The organism is Burkholderia sp. BCC1640 (genome assembly GCF_902833125.1).
Taxonomy (GTDB): domain Bacteria; phylum Pseudomonadota; class Gammaproteobacteria; order Burkholderiales; family Burkholderiaceae; genus Burkholderia; species Burkholderia diffusa.
Genome location: NZ_CADFEF010000037.1, coordinates 45,796 through 63,843 on the forward strand (window position 1 = coordinate 45,796; position 18,048 = coordinate 63,843).

The 18,048-nt window shown below is 66.5% G+C and carries 14 protein-coding genes and 1 pseudogene; 13 read left to right on the forward strand and 2 right to left on the reverse strand.

The window, feature by feature from the left end; genetic code table 11:
* The first annotated feature begins 4 nt into the window (after nt 1-4).
* From HWX25_RS29190 to HWX25_RS29215, 6 genes are all read left to right on the forward strand, one after another.
* Nucleotides 5-904: a protease modulator HflC gene (locus tag HWX25_RS29190; RefSeq protein WP_175911925.1), complete on the forward strand. Its 900-nt coding sequence runs from the start codon at nt 5-7 to the stop codon at nt 902-904.
* Nucleotides 905-940: 36 nt separating this feature from the next.
* The gene (locus tag HWX25_RS29195) at nt 941-1,132 is read left to right on the forward strand and encodes a DUF2065 domain-containing protein (protein WP_009687995.1); all 192 of its coding nucleotides are present in this window, start codon (nt 941-943) and stop codon (nt 1,130-1,132) included.
* Between the two features lie 101 nt (nt 1,133-1,233).
* Nucleotides 1,234-2,382, forward strand: coding sequence for an ATP phosphoribosyltransferase regulatory subunit (locus HWX25_RS29200; RefSeq protein WP_059693226.1), 1,149 nt, complete (start codon nt 1,234-1,236; stop codon nt 2,380-2,382).
* 113 nt (nt 2,383-2,495) lie between these two features.
* Entirely contained in the window at nt 2,496-3,842 is a 1,347-nt protein-coding gene (locus tag HWX25_RS29205; RefSeq protein ID WP_175911927.1) for an adenylosuccinate synthase, read from the forward strand.
* Between the two features lie 8 nt (nt 3,843-3,850).
* Nucleotides 3,851-4,447, forward strand: coding sequence for a phosphoribosyltransferase (locus HWX25_RS29210; RefSeq protein ID WP_059464415.1), 597 nt, complete (start codon nt 3,851-3,853; stop codon nt 4,445-4,447).
* A 273-nt stretch (nt 4,448-4,720) separates the two neighbouring features.
* A complete protein-coding gene (locus tag HWX25_RS29215) occupies nt 4,721-6,634 on the forward strand; it encodes a potassium transporter Kup (protein WP_059693222.1) in 1,914 nt (637 codons plus the stop codon).
* Nucleotides 6,635-6,747: 113 nt separating this feature from the next.
* Here HWX25_RS29215 and HWX25_RS29220 read toward each other — a convergent pair whose 3' ends face one another.
* On the reverse strand, nt 6,748-9,072 hold the full coding sequence (locus HWX25_RS29220; protein ID WP_175911928.1) for a Tex family protein: 2,325 nt from the start codon (nt 9,070-9,072) through the stop codon (nt 6,748-6,750).
* 160 nt (nt 9,073-9,232) lie between these two features.
* On the opposite strand from HWX25_RS29220, the gene HWX25_RS29225 reads away from it, so the two are divergent.
* The 3 genes from HWX25_RS29225 to HWX25_RS29235 all read left to right on the forward strand — a co-directional run bounded on the left by HWX25_RS29225 (nt 9,233) and on the right by HWX25_RS29235 (nt 12,577).
* On the forward strand, nt 9,233-9,985 hold the full coding sequence (locus HWX25_RS29225) for a hypothetical protein (RefSeq protein WP_175911930.1): 753 nt from the start codon (nt 9,233-9,235) through the stop codon (nt 9,983-9,985).
* A gap of 77 nt (nt 9,986-10,062) precedes the next feature.
* The gene (locus HWX25_RS29230; RefSeq protein WP_006755091.1) at nt 10,063-10,278 is read left to right on the forward strand and encodes a YdcH family protein; all 216 of its coding nucleotides are present in this window, start codon (nt 10,063-10,065) and stop codon (nt 10,276-10,278) included.
* A 55-nt stretch (nt 10,279-10,333) separates the two neighbouring features.
* Nucleotides 10,334-12,577 (forward strand): ATP-dependent DNA helicase, encoded by a 2,244-nt coding sequence (locus HWX25_RS29235; protein WP_059817509.1) that lies wholly within the window; start codon nt 10,334-10,336, stop codon nt 12,575-12,577.
* Nucleotides 12,578-12,659: 82 nt separating this feature from the next.
* On the opposite strand, the gene HWX25_RS29240 is transcribed toward HWX25_RS29235, so the two are convergent.
* Nucleotides 12,660-13,484 (reverse strand): outer membrane protein assembly factor BamD, encoded by an 825-nt coding sequence (locus HWX25_RS29240; protein WP_059526052.1) that lies wholly within the window; start codon nt 13,482-13,484, stop codon nt 12,660-12,662.
* A 41-nt stretch (nt 13,485-13,525) separates the two neighbouring features.
* On the opposite strand from HWX25_RS29240, the gene HWX25_RS29245 reads away from it, so the two are divergent.
* The 4 genes and pseudogenes from HWX25_RS29245 to HWX25_RS29260 all read left to right on the forward strand — a co-directional run.
* On the forward strand, nt 13,526-14,734 hold the full coding sequence (locus HWX25_RS29245) for an RluA family pseudouridine synthase (RefSeq protein WP_059693216.1): 1,209 nt from the start codon (nt 13,526-13,528) through the stop codon (nt 14,732-14,734).
* A gap of 6 nt (nt 14,735-14,740) precedes the next feature.
* Nucleotides 14,741-15,580, forward strand: coding sequence for a peptidoglycan editing factor PgeF (gene pgeF, locus HWX25_RS29250; RefSeq protein ID WP_175911932.1), 840 nt, complete (start codon nt 14,741-14,743; stop codon nt 15,578-15,580).
* 369 nt (nt 15,581-15,949) lie between these two features.
* Nucleotides 15,950-17,824 (forward strand): class I poly(R)-hydroxyalkanoic acid synthase, encoded by a 1,875-nt coding sequence (phaC, locus tag HWX25_RS29255; RefSeq protein ID WP_175911934.1) that lies wholly within the window; start codon nt 15,950-15,952, stop codon nt 17,822-17,824.
* A 99-nt stretch (nt 17,825-17,923) separates the two neighbouring features.
* Nucleotides 17,924-18,048, forward strand: a pseudogene (locus tag HWX25_RS29260) (acetyl-CoA C-acetyltransferase); the annotation flags it as partial.

Genomic DNA, 18,048 nt, shown 5'->3' on the forward strand with positions numbered 1-18,048 from the left:
GAACATGAACCGAATCATTGCGCTCGTCGTCGCAATCGTGATCGCCGCCTTCGCGGCGTCGTCGACCGTTCTGACCGTCGACCCGCGCCACACTGCCGTGCTGTCGGGCCGCGACGGCGCGCAACCCGAACTCGCGGGCCCCGGCATCCATTTCAAGCTGCCGCCGCCGCTGCAAACGGCGACGCTGATCGACACGCGCCTGCAATCGCTCGAGTCGTCGGATCCGCTGCAACTGGCGACCGAAGACAAGCACGACCTGCTCGTCGCGTATGCGGTCAAGTACCGGATCAGCGATCCGATGAAGTATTTCACGGCGACGGGCGGCGATCCGGCGGCCGCCACCGAGCGTCTGGCCGGCGCGCTGAAGAGCGCACTCGGCGACGCGTTCGGCAAGCGCGCGCTCGACGACGCGCTCGGCGGCCAGCGCGACATCGCCAATGCGGCGCGCGAGGCGGTGCGCGCGAAGGCGTCGGGCTTCGGCGTCGACGTGGTCGACGTGCAGTTGACGCGCGTCGACTTGCCGGCTGCGCAGACGGATGCCGTCTATCAGCGGATGATTGCCGCGCTGCGCGACCAGGCCGCACGGGTGCGCGCGGATGGCGCCGCCGATGTCGAGCAGATCAAGGCCGACGCGGAACGCGAACAGCAGGCGGTGCTCGCAAATGCGTACAAGTCTGCGCAGACGATCAAGGGCGAGGGCGACGCGAAGGCCGCGTCGATCGCCGCCGATGCGTTCGGCCGCGATCCGCAGTTCTACCAGTTCTACGCGAGCCTGCAGGCTTACCGGAATACCTTCAAGCGCAACGACATCATCGTCGTCGACCCCGACAGCGAGTTTTTCCGTTTCATGCGCAGCCCGACGGGCGGTGCCGCACCGGCGGCACCCGCTCCCCGCAAACACTGACCTTGGGGCGCCGCGTCGAGCGGCGCCGTCGCTCGCATGGATTTGGCTGGCTCGTTGTTGCTCGCGGTAGCACTGATGCTGATCATCGAGGGGGCGTTCCCCTTCGTGTTTCCCGTCGCCTGGCGCGACACGTTTCGTAGAATAGCGGAGCGGCCGCCGCATCATATCCGGATCGGCGGGCTCATCGTGATGGCGCTCGGGCTCGTCCTGCTGCTGCTGGCCACCTGATCCGGGCGGCGCACCCGCCGTTCGTTCCGCCCGATTTCCGATTTCCGATTCATCTCGCGGCGCGCGTGTCGCGCCCTGTTTCCTGTCGTAGGACCGTAACGATGTCGACCTGGTTACTTCCCGAGAATATCGCCGACGTACTGCCGTCGGAAGCGCGCAAGATCGAGGAGCTGCGCCGCAGGCTGCTCGATCGCTTCCGTTCGTACGGCTACGAAATGGTGATGCCGCCGCTGCTCGAATATCTCGAGTCGCTGCTGACGAGCGGCGGCGCCGACCTGCGCTTGCGTACTTTCAAGCTGGTCGATCAGCTGTCGGGCCGCACGCTCGGCCTGCGCGCGGACATCACGCCGCAGGTTGCGCGTATCGACGCGCACCTGCTGAACCGCCAGGGCGTGACGCGTCTCTGTTATGCGGGCCACGTGATGCATACGCGTCCGCGCGGCCTGCATGCGACGCGCGAGCAGATCCAGATCGGCGCCGAAATCTACGGACATGCCGGACTGGAAGCCGATCTCGAGATCCAGCAGCTGATGCTCGACGCGCTGCACCTCGCGGGGCTGTCGCGGATCCGTCTGGATCTGTGCCACGCGGGCGTGCTCGCGGCGCTGCTCGCACGCGACGCGCAGGCCGCCGAGCGCGGCGAGGCGCTGTACGACGCGCTGTCGGGCAAGGACGTGCCGCTGCTTAACGAACTCACCGACGATCTCGGCGCCGATACGCGCGCGGCGCTGCGGACGCTGCCGCATCTGTACGGCGACGCGAGCGTGCTCGACGAGGCACGTGCACGCCTGCCGGTGCTGCCCGAGATCACGCGCGCGCTCGACGATCTCGCGCAGCTCGCGGCGCAGGCGAAGGGTGTCGAGGTGGCGATCGATCTCGCCGACCTGCGTGGCTACGCGTACCACAGCGGCGCGATGTTCACGGCGTACATCGACGGCGTGCCGAACGCGATCGCGCGCGGCGGCCGTTACGACCACGTGGGCCAGGCCTACGGTCGCGCCCGCCCGGCGACGGGCTTCTCGCTCGACCTGCGCGAGCTTGCGCGGATTTCGCCGATCGAGGCGCGCGGTACCGCGATTCTCGCGCCGTGGGCACAGGACGACGCGCTGAGCGCGGCCGTTGCGGCGCTGCGCGATGCGGGCGAGGTCGTGATCCAGGCGTTGCCGGGGCACGACCACGTGCTCGACGAGTTCGCCTGCGACCGTTCGCTTGTCGAGCGTAATGGCGCATGGGTGGTCGAACCCCGTTAAACAGGCGTTCGCGGGCCGTCGTTCGACGTGCATATCGTTGAAGCGAAACGGAAAAATTCGGAATCGCCCGCGAACATAGGTAGAATACGTTTTTAACCAGCTAACGAATCAACATGTCTGCCAGCGCAGTGAACGTGACTCCCGGGCGCAATGTCGTCGTCGTGGGAACGCAATGGGGTGATGAAGGCAAGGGCAAGATCGTCGACTGGCTGACGGACCACGCTCAGGGCGTCGTGCGTTTCCAGGGCGGTCACAACGCCGGCCACACCCTCATCATCGGCGGCAAGAAAACCATCTTGCGCCTCATTCCGTCGGGCATCATGCGTGAAGGCGTCGCCTGCTACATCGGCAACGGCGTCGTCCTGTCCCCCGAGGCACTGTTCAAAGAAATCGGCGAGCTGGAAGAGGCCGGCGTGAACGTGCGCGATCGCCTGTTCATCTCCGAAGCCACGACGCTGATCCTGCCGTACCACATCGCAATCGACCAGGCGCGCGAAGCGCGCAAGGGCGCCGGCAAGATCGGTACGACCGGCCGCGGCATCGGCCCCGCGTACGAAGACAAGGTCGGCCGCCGCGCGCTGCGCGTGCAGGACCTGTTCGACGCGAAGACCTTCGCCGACCGCCTGCGCGAAAATCTCGATTTCCACAACTTCGTGCTGACCCAGTACCTGGGTGGCGCGGCCGTCGATTTCCAGGCCACGCTCGACACGATGCTCGGCTATGCCGATCGCCTGAAGCCGATGGTGGCCGACGTGTCGCGCCGCCTGTACGACGCGAACAACGCCGGTCAGAACCTGCTGTTCGAAGGCGCGCAAGGCACGCTGCTTGACATCGACCACGGCACCTATCCGTTCGTCACGTCGAGCAACTGCGTCGCGGGTGCGGCATCGGCCGGCGCCGGCGTCGGTCCGCAGAAGCTGAACTACATCCTCGGCATCACGAAGGCGTACTGCACGCGTGTCGGCTCGGGCCCGTTCCCGAGCGAGTTGTACGACGCGGACAATCCGCAACGCCAAGACCAGATCGGCGTTACGCTGGCGAACGTCGGCAAGGAATTCGGCTCGGTCACCGGCCGTCCGCGCCGCACCGGCTGGCTCGACGCAGCGGCACTGCGCCGCTCGATCCAGATCAACGGCGTGTCGGGCCTGTGCATGACGAAGCTCGATGTGCTCGACGGCCTCGATGAAGTCAAGCTGTGCGTCGGCTACAAGATCGACGGCAAGGACGTGGACATCCTGCCGCGCGGTGCGGCCGACGTCGCGCGCTGCGAGCCCGTGTACGAAACGTTCGCCGGCTGGAAGGAAAGCACCGTGGGCATCAAGACGTGGGACGCGCTGCCGGCGAATGCTCAGGCATACCTGAGCCGTGTCCAGGAAGTGGCCGGCGTGCCGGTCGACATGGTTTCGACGGGGCCGGATCGCGACGAGACGATCCTGCTTCGCCATCCGTTCAAGGTGTAATTCTCAGCATGACGCAGCAAATCACGATGACGGCGGCAGACTTGATGACCGATCCGCGCAACGACGACAAGAACCTGTGGGTAGGCTGGGACGAATACCATCGTCTGATCGAGCTGCTTGCGCTCCAGGTGCATGCATCGGGCTGGAAGTTCGACCAGATCCTGTGCCTCGCGCGCGGCGGTCTGCGCGTTGGCGATCAACTTTCGCGCATCTACGACGTCCCGCTCGCGATCCTCGCGACGAGTTCGTATCGCGAAGCGGCCGGCACCGAGCAGGGCGAGCTCGACATCGCGCAGTACATCACGATGACACGTGGCAACCTCGAGGGCAACGTGCTGCTGGTCGACGATCTCGTCGATTCGGGCGTTACGCTCGCGCGCGTGCAGGAGCACCTGAAGGAGCGCTATCCGGCGGTCAAGGCCGTGCGCTCGGCGGTGCTCTGGTACAAGGGTTGCTCGAAGGTCAAGCCTGACTATCACACGCAGTATCTGCCGACGAATCCGTGGATTCATCAGCCGTTCGAAGAGTGGGACACGGTTCGTCCTCACAATCTCGAGGCGTGGATCAAGCGCGGTCGCGCGCAGCGCGACGGCTCGGGCGCGTAAGCGGCCGGTCGATCGAAGGAAAGCCTTGTACGGCGCCGCTTGCGGCGCCGTTTTTTATTGCGGCGGCGGGCCAGTGGGCGCCACAATCGGTGTTCGCGGTAGGCAGACGGCGCGTCCCCGGCTATGATGGCAGCCCTGCCACAGCTTGCGCGGGATTGCATGCGCGGCGTGGATCACGTGGCTTCAGGGCAACAGGGCAGGACGGTTTTTCAGGGGGGCGCGAGTAGAATAGCGCTCGTTTTGTCCGAACCGGACCCGATTATTAAGCTTCATATGAACGACACGATCCAGGCGACCGACGCAGCCCATGCGCATTCGACGCACCAACACTCGATGCGGGCGCTTGCGATAGCGGCCATCGGCGTCGTGTTCGGCGATATCGGCACGAGCCCGCTGTATTCGCTGAAGGAGGCATTCAGCCCCGCACACGGCATTCCGCTCACCGAAGGTTCGATTCTCGGGGTGATCTCGCTGCTGTTCTGGGCGATCATCCTGGTGGTCGGCATCAAGTATTTGCTGTTCGTGATGCGGGCCGACAACAACGGCGAGGGCGGCGTGCTCGCGCTGATGGCGCTGTCGCTGCGGCCGCTCGACTCGAAAACCCGCGTCGCGGGCGCGCTGATGGCGCTCGGGATCTTCGGCGCGTGCATGTTCTACGGCGACGCCGTGATCACGCCGGCGATTTCCGTGATGTCGGCGGTCGAAGGTCTGGAGATCGCGACGCCGCACCTGTCCCATCTCGTGATGCCGATCACGATCGTGATTCTGATCGCGCTGTTCTGGATCCAGCGTCACGGTACCGCGATGGTCGGCAAGCTGTTCGGGCCGATCATGGTGCTGTGGTTCATCGCGATCGCGGCGCTCGGCGTGTATCACATCGTGCGCGTGCCGGGCATCATCGCGGCGATCAACCCGTATTACGCGGCGTCGTTCATGTCGGAGCATGTGCTGCAGGCCTATGTCGTGCTCGGTTCGGTCGTGCTGGTGCTGACCGGCGCGGAGGCGCTCTACGCGGACATGGGCCACTTCGGTGCGAAGCCGATTCGCCTCGCCGCATACGGGCTCGTGATGCCGTCGCTCGTGCTGAACTACTTCGGCCAGGGCGCGCTGCTGATCCAGAACCCGAAGGCGATCGAGAACCCGTTCTTCCTGCTGGCGCCGGAATGGGCGCTGCTGCCGCTCGTCGTGCTGTCGACGGTTGCGACCGTGATTGCTTCGCAGGCTGTGATTTCGGGCGCGTATTCGCTGACGTCGCAGGCGATCCAGCTCGGCTACGTGCCGCGCATGAAGGTGCTGCATACGTCCGAATTGGCGATCGGCCAGATCTACGTGCCGGTCGTGAACTGGCTGCTGCTGTTCGTGATCCTCTGCATCGTGATCGGCTTCAAGAGCTCCGACAACCTCGCCGCAGCATACGGTATCGCGGTGACGGCGACGATGGTGATCACGACCGTGCTCGCGGCCGTCGTGATGGTGAAGGTGTGGAAGTGGAACAGGCTGCTCGTCGGCGCGATCATCGCGGTGTTCCTTGCGGTCGACCTGGGCTTTTTCGGCGCGAACCTGCTCAAGGTCGCGCAGGGCGGCTGGCTGCCGCTCGGCATCGGCGCGCTGTTGTTCTTCCTGCTGATGACCTGGTACACGGGCCGCCACATCGTCAAGGAGCGTACGGCTGCCGACGGTATCCCGCTCGAGCCGTTCCTGCAGGGGCTGCTCGCGCATCCGCCGCACCGTGTGTCGGGCACCGCGATCTACCTGACCGGTAACGACAAGCTCGTCCCCGTCAGCCTGCTGCACAACCTGAAGCACAACAAGGTGCTGCACGAGCGGACCATTTTCCTGACGTTCGTCACGCGCGACATCCCGTATGTGCGCGACGACAAGCGCCTGAGTGCGCGCGACGCGGGCGGCGGTCTGTACATCGTCAAGGCCGAATACGGCTTCAACGAGACGCCGGACGTGAAGGCCGTGCTCGAGGAATTCGGCCGCACGCACGACATGACGTTCGAACTGATGGACACGTCGTTTTTCCTCGCGCGCGAAACGGTCGTACCGACGCATCTGCCCGGCATGTCGATCTGGCGCGAACGTGTGTTCGCATGGATGCATCAGAACGCGGCGAAGCCCACCGACTTCTTCTCGATCCCGGCGAACCGCGTGGTCGAGCTCGGCACCAAGATCGAAATCTGACCCGCACGCGGGCCGCATATGCGGCCCATGCCGGTCCGGCCGTGCTTGCCGAGGCCATGAAAAAGCCCGCCTTCCGGCGGGCTTTTTTTCGTGCGTCGACAGCCTTCGCGTGCTCAGCGCTTCAGCTTCGCGAACGCCGCGGCCATCGCGCCGGCCGGTTCGGGCTCGCGCGAACGCTGGGGACGGGCCGCGCCGCGGCCGGCATTGCCGCGATCCTGGCCGCCGCGCGGCGCCAGGCCCGGTGTGGCCGCTTCGTCGTCCAGGCGCATCGTCAGCGAAATGCGCTGACGCTTCACGTCGACGTCGAGCACCTTGACCTTGACGACCTGGCCGGCCTTCACGGCTTCGTGCGGATCCTTGATGAACTTCGTCGACATCGCGGACACGTGGACGAGGCCGTCCTGGTGCACGCCGACATCCACGAATGCGCCGAACGCCGCGACGTTCGTCACGACACCTTCAAGCAGCATGCCCGGCATCAGGTCGGACACCTTTTCGACGCCGTCACGGAACGTTGCGGTCTTGAATTCGGGGCGCGGGTCACGACCCGGTTTTTCGAGTTCGGACAGGATGTCGCGCACGGTCGGCAGGCCGAAACGTTCGTCGACGAATTCGGCGGGCGACAGGCCGGACAGCGCATCGCGGCTGCCGAGCACGTCGTCGATCCGCTTGCTGATCTTCGCGAGGATCCGTTCGACGACCGGATAAGCCTCCGGGTGGACCGACGAGCGATCGAGCGGATTCTCGCCGCCGTTGATGCGCAGGAAGCCGGCTGCCTGCTCGAAGGTCTTGTCGCCGAGGCGCGGCACCTTGCGCAGATGATCGCGAGACGGGAACGGCCCGTTCGCGTCGCGGTAGTCGACGATGTTGCGCGCGAGCGTGGCGTTCAGGCCAGAGACACGCGCGAGCAGCGCGACCGACGCGGTGTTCGCGTCGACGCCGACCGCGTTCACGCAATCCTCGACCACCGCATCGAGCGAGCGGGCGAGTTCGCGCTGGTTCACGTCGTGCTGGTACTGGCCGACGCCGATCGCCTTCGGCTCGATCTTCACGAGCTCGGCGAGCGGGTCCTGCAGGCGGCGGGCGATCGACACGGCGCCGCGCAGCGACACGTCGAGCTCCGGGAATTCCTTCGCGGCCAGCTCGGACGCCGAGTAGACCGACGCGCCGGCTTCCGACACGACGATCTTCTGTAGCCGCAGTTCCGGATGCTTCGAGATCAGCTCGCTCGCGAGCTTGTCGGTTTCACGGGACGCGGTGCCGTTGCCGATGCTGATCAGCTCGGCCTGCGTCTGCGCGGCGATGCGCGCGAGCTTCGCGAGCGAGCCGTCCCAGTCGCGGCGCGGCTCGTGCGGGTAGATCGTATCGGTCGCGAGCAGCTTGCCGGTGCGGTCGACCACGGCAACCTTCACGCCCGTGCGCAGGCCGGGGTCGAGACCGATCACGGCCTTCGGGCCGGCCGGCGCGGCCAGCAGCAGGTCCTTCAGGTTGCGGGCGAACACGCGGATCGCTTCGGCTTCCGCCGTTTCGCGCAGTTGCGTGAGCAGCTCGTTCTCGATGTGCGGCTGCACCTTCACGCGCCAGCACCAGCGGCACACGTCCGACAGCCACTTGTCCGCCGGGCGGCTCTGGTTCGTGATCCCGAAATGGCGCGCGATCATCGCTTCGCCGGGATGCGGGACTTGCGCGTCGAGTTCCTCGCCGAGCCCGAGCTTGACGGTCAGCACGCCGGCATTGCGACCGCGGAACAGAGCCAGCGCGCGGTGCGACGGGACCGTCCGGATCGTTTCCGCGTAGTCGTAGTAATCGCGGAACTTCTCGCCTTCCTCGTTTTCCTTGCCTTCGACGACCGCAGAGGATACGACGCCCTGGCTGTGCAGGTAGTCGCGCAGCTTGCCGAGCAGTTCGGCCGTTTCGCCGAATTGTTCGGACAGGATGTCGCGCGCGCCGTCGAGCGCGGCCTTCACGTCGGCGACGCCCTTGTCGGCATCGACGTACGCGGCGGCTTCCGTTTGTGGGTCGAGCAGCGGATTCGCGAGCAGCGCCTGCGCGAGCGGCTCGAGGCCGGCTTCGCGCGCGATCTGCGCGCGCGTGCGGCGCTTCGGCTTGTACGGCAGATAAAGGTCTTCGAGCACCTGTTTGCTGTCGGCCGCGTCGATCGCGACGCGCAGTTCGTCGGTCAGCTTGCCCTGTTCGTCGATGCTCGACAGGATCGCCGCGCGGCGGTCCTCGAGCTCGCGCAGATACAGGAGACGTTCCTCGAGCTGGCGCAGCTGCGTGTCGTCCAGGTTGCCGGTCACTTCCTTGCGGTACCGGGCAATGAACGGAACGGTCGAGCCTTCGTCGAGGAGTTGCACTGCCGCCGCGACCTGGCGCGGCTGGACGGACAGTTCGGTGGCGATGCGCTGTACGATCTTGAGTGCTACGGTTTCCGTCATGTCGTGGATGATCTGCCTGCTGAAATCGCGGCGCGGGCCGGCAGGCCGCGCGGCGCGGGCTGCTAGACGGGCCCGCCGGACCAGATGCCGCGGGTGAGTGAAGCGGGGCATTTTGCCATAAATGGCGGAGCGTCCAGCCGGGGGTGATAGAATTTGACACATGTCCCGCAGCTTTCCTACGACGTTGCCAACTTCCCGCATTTCTCTCGTCGCGCTCGGCGCAGCGCTTGCCGCGGCTTTGTCCGCCGGGTCTACCGTCGCGTACGCACAGGCATCGGGCGCAACCGCGCCGGACGCCGCAGTGGCCGCGCCCGTCGCCCCCTCCGCCACGCAGGATTTTGACGCCCGTCAAAAAGTGCTCAATCAACGTTCCGCGGAAAACGATTATCGTTATGCCGTGGCGGAGCACGATTGCTACAGCAAGTTCTTTGTCAATCATTGTCTCGGCAATGCGCGCGACCGGATGCGCGAGGAGCGGGCGAGCATCCGTCAGGAGCAGCTCGCGCTCGACGACGAGCAGCGCGCGGTGCGGGCGCAGCAGCGCGACCAGCAGCAGGCGTTGAAGCAGGCGCAGAATGCGGCGGAAGCGCCGCAGCGCGCGGCGAACGATGCGGCGAACGCGGCTGCGTTCCGCGACAAGCAGGAGCAGAATGCACTGAAGCAGGCGCAGCGCGGCGCCGAGGCGCCGCAGCGCGCCGCGAACAAGCAGGCATACGACCAGAAGCAGGCAGACTTCCAGCGCAAGCTCGACCAGGCGCGCCAGCAGGGCGCGCAGAAGGCGCAAGAGCGGGCGGACAACGCCGCGCGCTACGAGCAGAAGCAGAAGGAAGCTGCGCAGCACAAGGCCGATGTCGAGCGGCGTCAGCAGGAAGCGGCCGACAAGGCCAAGCAGCAGCAACAGCAGGGGCAGTAACGTGTTGGATTGATCCGGAGTCAGTCTCGTGCGTGCCGGCACGCCAGTCGGCGCGCTGCTTCGATGAGGAGGCGCATATGCAAAACCGTCCCACGGAACAGCAGCAGGAATTGCACAACCGTTTGGCTGCATTGCAGGAGCAGCACCAGCAGCTCGCTCGAGAGATCGAGCTGAAGGAAGGACACTCCGACATCGACGACATCACGCTGCACCGGCTGAAGAAGGAAAAGCTGGCGGCCAAGGACAAAATCATTTTGCTGCAATCGCAGCTGGAACCGGATAAGCGCGCCTGAGCGCGGCCTGGCAAGCGCCGGCGCCGCTCGGGCGCTGGACACAGGAACGCTTGCCTTGAATTCACCGCTTGAAGCCAACCCCGATGCCCGGCGTGACGCGTCGTCCGCCGGGCGCGTTCGTGCGCCCGAAGGCACCTTCGAGCTGAGCCGCAAGCGCGTCGACGAACTCGACACGATCTTCGGCGACGGCGGATTGCTCGCACGCGCGCTCGACGGCTATCACCCGCGTCAATCGCAGATCGAGATGGCGCGCGCGGTCGCGTCCGCGATGGAGGCGTCCGCGCGCCGGATGCCCGAGCCGGAAATCTTCGAGACCCGCAAGCGGCCGGCACGCCGCCTCGGCGAAGGCGACAAGGCGGCCGAATCCGCCGCGGAGGGGGCTGCGGTCGAAGCCGACGGCGACGCCGGCGACAACACGCTGATCGTCGAGGCCGGCACCGGTACCGGCAAGACCTATGCGTATCTGGTGCCCGCGATGCTATGGGGTGGCAAGGTGATCGTGTCGACCGGCACGAAGCACCTGCAGGACCAGCTGTTCCAGCGCGACATCCCGACGGTGCGCAACGCGCTCGCGGTGCCGGTAACGGTCGCGATGCTCAAGGGCCGCTCGAACTACCTGTGCCATTACTACCTGCAGCGCACGGCCGACAACGGCCGCCTGCCGTCGCGCCAGGACACCGCGTATCTGCAGGAAATCGTCCGGTTCGCCAAGGTCACGAAGAGCGGCGACAAGGCCGAGCTCGCGAGCGTGCCGGAGACGGCACCCGTGTGGTCGATGGTCACGTCGACGCGCGACAACTGCCTCGGCCAGGAGTGCCCGCATTACAAGGAGTGCTTCGTGATGCAGGCGCGCCGCGAGGCGCAGCAGGCGGACGTCGTCGTCGTCAACCATCACCTGTTCTTCGCGGACATCATGCTGCGCGACACCGGGATGGCCGAACTGCTGCCGAACGCGAACACGGTGATCTTCGACGAAGCGCACCAGCTGCCGGAGACGGCCACGCTGTTCTTCGGCGAGACGCTGTCGACCACGCAGATCCTCGAACTCGCGCGCGACACGGTCGCCGAAGGCCTGAGCCATGCGCGCGATGCGGTCGAGTGGGTGAAGCTCGGCGGCGATCTCGAACGTGCGGCGCGCGACCTGCGTCTCGCGTTCGCGAACGACCAGATCGTGCGCATGTCGCTCGCGCAACTGGGCGACGATCACCCGATGTTCGGCGCGCTCGACGCGCTCGAAGTGGCGCTCGATGCGCTTGCCTCGGCGCTCGCGAGCCAGGCCGAGCGGGCGGAGTCGCTCGGTGCGTGCCTGCGGCGCGCACGCGAGCTGCAGGACCTGCTCGCGGGCTGGGTCGCGCCCGGTGCGGCGGAAGCGGCCGCGAAGGCCGATGCCGCGGTCGCCGGCGACAAGGCGGCCACCGACGACCCGAACGAGAAGGTGCGCTGGGTCGAAGTGTTCGCACATACCGTCCAGCTGCACGAGACGCCGCTGTCGGTTGCGCCGATTTTCGCGAAGCAGCGTGCCGGCGTGCCCCGCGCGTGGGTGTTCACGTCGGCGACGCTGTCGGTGCGCGGCGACTTCACGCACTACGCGGCCCAGATGGGCCTCAGCTCGCGGCGCTCGATGACGCTCGCAAGCCCGTTCGACTATCAGACGCAGGGCCTGCTGTATGTGCCGCGCAACTTGCCGCAGCCGTCGTCGCCGGCGTTTACCGATGCCGTGTTCGATGCCGCGTTGCCGGCGATCGAGGCATCGGGCGGCGGCGTGTTCATGCTGTGCACGACGCTGCGCGCGGTTGACCGGATCGCGTCGAAGCTGCGCGACGTGATCGAGTCGCGCGGCTGGAACACGCCGCTGCTGGTGCAGGGCGATGCCAGCCGTACCGAACTGCTCGATCGTTTCCGTTCGTACGGCAATGCGATTCTCGTCGGCAGCCAGAGCTTCTGGGAAGGCGTCGACGTGCGCGGCGACGCGCTGTCGCTCGTCGTGATCGACAAGCTGCCGTTCGCGCCGCCCGACGATCCGGTGCTGGCCGCGCGGCTCGATGCGTTGACCAAGAAGGGCTTGAGCCCGTTCGCGGTTCACCAGCTGCCCCAGGCCGTGATCACGCTGAAGCAGGGCGCGGGCCGGCTGATTCGCGCGGAGACGGATCGCGGCGTGCTGATGATCTGCGACACGCGGCTCGTCGACAAGCCTTACGGTCGACGGATCTGGCAGAGCCTGCCGCCGTTCAAGCGAACCCGCGAGATCGCGGTCGTGCAGGACTTCTTCGACGAGCATCGCGCGGCAAAACGCGCGTGACCGCGCTGCCGCCTGCTGCGGGCGGCACCAACAAAAAACCCGGCTCGAAGGCCGGGTTTTTTGTTGGGCGCTCGGGCGTCGCTCAGAACTGCCACCACGACTTCTTCGTGCCGGGGCGCGAATGGCCGGTGATGTACGGGCTGTCCGGGAACGTTCCGGCGAGCACGCGCTTCGTGTCTTCCGCGAGTTCCGGCTGGTTCAGCTTGCCGTACGACAGGATCATGATGTGCAGCGCGTCCTCGATCGCCGGCGCGCCCTTGTAGTCCTTGATCGCGAGCTGCGCGCGGTTGATCGCCGCGACATAGGCGCCGCGCCGATAGTAATAGTCGGCCGCGTGCACTTCGTGCGAGGCGAGCGCGTTGACGATGTAGCGCATCCGGGCGGCGGCGTCAGGCGCGTACTTGCTCTTCGGGAACCGGTCGACGACGACCTTGAACGCGTCGTACGATTCGCGCAGTGCCTGCGGATCGCGCTCGCTCATGTCCTGGCCGGAGAAGCGGCCGAACAGGCCGAGATCGTCGTTGAAGTGGATCATCCCCTTCAGGTAGTACGCGTACGGGATATCCGGGTGATCCGGATGCAGCTGGATGAAGCGGTCGACGGCCTGATCGGCGGCTGCCGCTTCGTTGTCCTTCCAGCTGCAGTACGCGACGTTGATCTGCGCCTGTTGCGCGAAACGGCCGAACGGATCGCGACCCTGCAGCGATTCGAAATATTTCGCGCACTTGCCCCAGTCGCCGCCGGACAGTGCGTCCTGGGCCTCTGAGTATAATTTGTTGTTCGACCAGGTAGCCGTCTCGTCCTGCTTCTGCGGCAAGCCGTGGCAGCCGGCGATGAGGGCCGCGGCCGCTACCACCGCAGCTCGGGCGGCGACGGTTTTGGCCGTACGTTTGGTCGAATTCATCATGCTCGCATGTCCTAGCTTCAAGTCTCGGTGACCCAGTCTAAATGACCCGTTCAAGTTCGCAGAATGCCCCGCGGGGCAAGTCAAATCGCGAAGATTATAGCCCAAGCGATCGGCCCGCCGACGCTGCGTCGGGGGATTCTCCCGACGACGATCTCGCTGCAGACGCGATGCAGCCGCCTGTCGTGCCGTCCGCGGCGGCCGACGAAGCGCCGCGCGTCGTCGAAGTGCCGCTGTCGCTCGCCGGTGAGCGCCTCGATAAAGCGCTTGCCCAACTGTTCCCAGAATTCTCCCGCAGCCGCTTGCAGAGCTGGATCGAGGCGCAGCGCGTGCTGGTCGACGGCGCGCCGGCGAAGATCCGCCAGCCGGTGCCGCTCGGCGCGAGGATCGAGCTCGTGCCCGACCTGCTGCCCGAGCAGCTGGCGTTTACGCCGGAGCCGGTGCCGCTCGACGTGATCTACGAGGACGACGCGCTCGTCGTCATCAACAAGCCGGCGGGCCTCGTCGTCCACCCGGCTGCCGGCAACTGGAGCGGCACGATCCTCAATGGCCTGCTGCACCGCTACGGCGACGCGGCGGCCGGCCTGCCGCGCGCGGGCATCGTGCACAGGCTCGACAAGGAGACGTCCGGCCTCATGGTGGTTGCGCGCACACTCGCCGCGCAGACCGACCTCGTGCGCCAACTGCAGGCACGCACGGTGAAGCGCCGCTATTTTGCGCTCGTGTGGGGCATGATGCCCGAAGACGGCACGATCGACGCGCCGATCGGCCGCGATCCGCGCGAGCGCACGCGCATGGCCGTCGTCACCGGCGCGTCGGGCAAGCCCGCGCGCACGCATTTCCGCACGGTTGACACATGCATGTGGCAACGTCAGCCGGTGTCTGCGATCCAGTGCGATCTCGAAACCGGCCGCACGCATCAGATCCGCGTGCACTGCTCGCATGTCGGGCATCCGCTGCTCGGCGATCCGGTGTACGGGCGCGCGCGCGGCAAGCGCTCGGTCGCGCCGCTGCCGGGCGGGTTCGCGCGGCAGGCGCTGCACGCCTGGCGGCTCGGCCTCGTGCATCCGGTGACGGGCAAGACGATGCAGTGGCGTTGTCCGTTGCCGGACGACATGAACGCGCTCGTCGCGGCGCTGGGCTTCGGGCAGGGTGACGAGGAATTCGACGATGAAGACGGTGTCTACGACGATGACGATTTCGCCGGCGATTATCAGGATCACGACGACGATTACGACGATGAGGAGGAGTGAGTGCCGATGACGAACCTGGCGCCGTTGACGTGGCGGGACTGCGTGCAGCCCGACTGGCAGGTGGCGCCGCGCGTGCGTGCGCTGATCACGACGCGCGACGGCGGCGTGAGCGAGGGCCCGTACGGGCGCTGGCAGGATGGCGCGGCGTTGCCGGGCGGGATGAATCTCGGCCTGCATACCGGTGACGATCCGGCCCATGTCGCCGCGAATCGCGCGCGCTTGCTCGCGCTGGCGGGCCAGTCGCGAGCGGCATGGCTCGAACAGGTTCACGGCGCGCGGATCGTGCGCGCGGACGAGGTGATCGAGGCCGCACCGGGTGCCGAGGCGCCCGTGCAGGCCGACGCGAGCGTGACGGACCGCGCGGGCGCGGTCTGTGTCGTGATGGTCGCGGATTGCCTGCCGGTGCTGTTGTGCGACGCGCAGGGGCGGGCGGTGGGTGCCGCGCATGCTGGCTGGCGCGGGCTCGCGGCCGGCATCGTCGAGCAGACCGCGGCTCGCGTCGCGGCACTCGCTGGCGGCGCGACGGATGAACTCCATGCGTACCTCGGGCCCGCGATCGGCCCGCGGGCATTCGAAGTCGGCGCCGATGTGCGCGAGGCGTTTCTCGACACGGCTCCGCAGTCGGAGCATGATGAGACGCGGCAAGCGTTCGTCGCGATCGACGGCGCGCCCGGCAAGTACCTCGCCGACCTCTATGCGCTTGCGCGCCTGCGCCTCACGCGTGCAGGCGTGGCGCACGTGAGCGGCGGGACCGCCTGCACGGTCACCGAACACGCGCGCTTCTATTCGTACCGGCGCGACCGCGTGACCGGCCGCATGGCGGCGGCGATCTGGCTGGCAGATTGACGGCTGACCGCGCGCGCTCGCGCGCGGCTTGGTTTGTTGCGCTGCGAAATCGGTTATTTCGATATTGGCGCGGCAATGCGGCGTTGCATGGACAACCGAATGAATAATCGCGAAGTCAAGTCGATCAAAATATTTTATGTTTCGCCGGAAGCCTTGTCCCGCTTGTTGCGCACGGATTATCTCCGAGCAGAAATGTTCGGTGGTTTGACGCAGTGCTTCACATGGGGAAAACGATAATGATAAAAATACCGCACTGCGGCAGAATCTGGAGACGCCTCTCCAGAGCATGACGGCCCGGCTCGCAGCCGGCACGCCGCGCGCGAGCAGGATTTCACGATTGACGCTCACGAATCACCGGTAAGGCAGGTAATGACAGCATCGAAAAATTCGTCGACGTCCGCTCAGGCGGGCACTTCCGCAGGCAGCACCGGATTCGACCAGGCTACCCAGCCGATGCAGCAGATGTTCGAGGCATGGCTGAACGCCTGGCGCGGTTTCGCCGATCCGGCGCGCGCCGCAACGGCGGCGACCACCGCGAATCCGTTCGCCGCATTCCAGTTCCCGACATCCGTTCCGTTCCAGATGCCGTCGATGCCCGATCTGGGCGCCTTCGGCGGCCTGGCTTCGCCGTTCGCGGGACTGAAGCTGCCGGTGGCCGCGGTCCCGCCGGAGCGGCTCCAGAAGCTGCAGGCCGACTACGCGCGCGATTGCATGACGCTGATGCAGCAGGCCGCCGCGGCGAAGCTCGAGTCGCCTGAACTGAAGGACCGCCGCTTCAGCGCGGATGCGTGGAAGGCTTCGCCCGCGCATGCGTTCGCCGCTGCGTGGTATCTGCTCAACGCGCGCTACCTGCAGGAACTGGCCGACGCGCTCGAGACCGATCCGAAGACGCGCGAACGTATCCGTTTCTCCGTCCAGCAATGGACCGCCGCCGCTGCGCCGAGCAACTTCCTGGCGCTCAATCCCGATGCACAGAAATCGATCCTCGAGACGCAGGGCGAAAGCCTGCGGCAGGGGATGATGAATCTGCTCGGCGACATGCAGCGCGGCAAGATTTCGCAGACCGACGAATCGCAATTCGTGGTCGGCAAGAACCTCGGGTGTACCGAAGGCTCGGTCGTCTACGAGAACGACCTGATCCAGCTGATCCAGTACGCGCCGAAGACGGACAAGGTGTTCGAGCGGCCGCTCCTGATCGTGCCGCCGTGCATCAACAAGTTCTACATCCTCGACCTGCAGCCCGAGAATTCGCTCGTCGCGCATGCGCTGTCGAGCGGCCATCAGGTGTTCCTCGTGTCGTGGCGCAACGCCGATGCGTCGGTCGCGCACAAGACGTGGGACGACTACATGAACGAAGGGCTGCTCGCGGCGATCGACGCCGTGCAGCAGGTCAGCGGCCGCGAGCAGATCAACACGCTCGGCTTCTGCGTCGGCGGCACGATGCTCGCGACCGCGCTCTCGGTGCTCGCCGCGCGCGGCGAACATCCGGCCGCGTCGATGACGCTGCTGACCGCGATGCTCGATTTCACCGACACGGGCATCCTCGACGTGTTCGTCGACGAGGCGCACGTGCAGATGCGCGAGCAGACCATCGGCGGCAAGAACGGCGCGGCGCCGGGGCTGATGCGCGGCGTCGAGTTCGCGAACACGTTCTCGTTCCTGCGGCCGAACGACCTCGTCTGGAACTACGTCGTCGACAACTACCTGAAGGGCCGCACGCCCGCCGCGTTCGACCTGCTGTACTGGAACAGCGACTCGACGAGCCTGCCGGGCCCGATGTACGCGTGGTACCTGCGCAATACCTATCTCGAGAACAAGCTCCGCGTGCCGGGCGCGCTGACCGTGTGCGGCGAATCCGTCGACCTGTCGCGCATCGACGTGCCGACCTTCATCTACGGGTCGCGCGAGGATCACATCGTGCCGTGGCAGACGGCCTACGCGTCGACGTCGATCCTGACGGGCCCGTTGAAGTTCGTGCTCGGCGCGTCGGGCCACATCGCGGGCGTGATCAATCCGCCGGCGAAGAAGAAGCGCAGCTACTGGGTCAACGACAACGATCTGCCCGAATCCGCCGACGACTGGTTCGCCGGCGCGACCGAGCAGCCGGGCAGCTGGTGGACGACCTGGGTCGAGTGGCTCGACCAGTACGGCGGCCGCAAGGTGGCGCCGCCCGCCAAGGCCGGTTCCGCGCAGTTCCCGGTGATCGAACCGGCGCCGGGTCGCTACGTGTTGCAGCGCGATTGACGAAAGACGGACAGCGGCGCACGCTGTCCGGTGCACCGCAGTTTTTTTAACAGGGCCGGTAGCGATGCGCCGTGTCGTGCGGGCCTGGAGGAAAGGGAAATGACGGACGTAGTGATCGTATCGGCCGCGCGGACCGCGGTCGGCAAATTCGGCGGCTCGCTCGCGAAGATCGCGGCACCGGAGCTGGGCGCGACGGTGATTCGCGCGGTGCTGGAGCGTTCGGG

What these genes read in the sequence shown, in the direction of transcription:
- HWX25_RS29190 (WP_175911925.1), top strand. Translation starts at nt 5, where the DNA reads ATGAACCGAATCATTGCGCTCGTCGTCGCAATCGTGATCGCCGCCTTC.
- HWX25_RS29195 (WP_009687995.1), top strand. Translation starts at nt 941, where the DNA reads ATGGATTTGGCTGGCTCGTTGTTGCTCGCGGTAGCACTGATGCTGATC.
- HWX25_RS29200 (WP_059693226.1), top strand. Translation starts at nt 1,234, where the DNA reads ATGTCGACCTGGTTACTTCCCGAGAATATCGCCGACGTACTGCCGTCG.
- HWX25_RS29205 (WP_175911927.1), top strand. Translation starts at nt 2,496, where the DNA reads ATGTCTGCCAGCGCAGTGAACGTGACTCCCGGGCGCAATGTCGTCGTC.
- HWX25_RS29210 (WP_059464415.1), top strand. Translation starts at nt 3,851, where the DNA reads ATGACGCAGCAAATCACGATGACGGCGGCAGACTTGATGACCGATCCG.
- HWX25_RS29215 (WP_059693222.1), top strand. Translation starts at nt 4,721, where the DNA reads ATGAACGACACGATCCAGGCGACCGACGCAGCCCATGCGCATTCGACG.
- HWX25_RS29220 (WP_175911928.1), bottom strand. Translation starts at nt 9,072, where the DNA reads ATGACGGAAACCGTAGCACTCAAGATCGTACAGCGCATCGCCACCGAA.
- HWX25_RS29225 (WP_175911930.1), top strand. Translation starts at nt 9,233, where the DNA reads ATGTCCCGCAGCTTTCCTACGACGTTGCCAACTTCCCGCATTTCTCTC.
- HWX25_RS29230 (WP_006755091.1), top strand. Translation starts at nt 10,063, where the DNA reads ATGCAAAACCGTCCCACGGAACAGCAGCAGGAATTGCACAACCGTTTG.
- HWX25_RS29240 (WP_059526052.1), bottom strand. Translation starts at nt 13,484, where the DNA reads ATGATGAATTCGACCAAACGTACGGCCAAAACCGTCGCCGCCCGAGCT.
- HWX25_RS29245 (WP_059693216.1), top strand. Translation starts at nt 13,526, where the DNA reads ATGACCCGTTCAAGTTCGCAGAATGCCCCGCGGGGCAAGTCAAATCGC.
- pgeF (WP_175911932.1), top strand. Translation starts at nt 14,741, where the DNA reads ATGACGAACCTGGCGCCGTTGACGTGGCGGGACTGCGTGCAGCCCGAC.
- phaC (WP_175911934.1), top strand. Translation starts at nt 15,950, where the DNA reads ATGACAGCATCGAAAAATTCGTCGACGTCCGCTCAGGCGGGCACTTCC.